Source organism: Bradyrhizobium sp. Kon58 (assembly GCF_055807455.1).
This window is the reverse complement of sequence record NZ_JBVVOT010000392.1, coordinates 1-280: the sequence shown is the minus strand read 5'-3', so window position 1 is coordinate 280 and position 280 is coordinate 1. Positions and strand designations below refer to the sequence as shown.

General features: G+C 66.8%; 1 protein-coding gene. It reads left to right on the top strand.

Features of this window, described 5'->3' with window-relative positions; genetic code table 11:
- The coding region (locus tag AC0L20_RS40885; RefSeq protein WP_473295806.1) for a hypothetical protein at positions 1–280 on the top strand (280 nt) is incomplete at both ends.

Here is a 280-nt window from a genome sequence, read left to right as displayed (position 1 = left end):
GCCGAGCGAACTGGCTTACGGCGCTCAAGACGAAGTCCGCGCCGGCGGCCGTATCCCGCTGATCATCGGTCGCGGCCTGACCGACAAGGCGCGTGCCGAACTGGGCCTGGGCCCAACCGACCTGTTCAAGCTGCCTGAAGCGCCTGTCGACACCGGCAAAGGCTTCACCCTGGCACAGAAGATGGTCGGCAAGGCCTGCGGCCTGCCGGAAGGCAAAGGCGTTCGCCCTGGCACCTACTGCGAGCCGAAGATGACCACCGTGGGGTCTCAGGACACCACC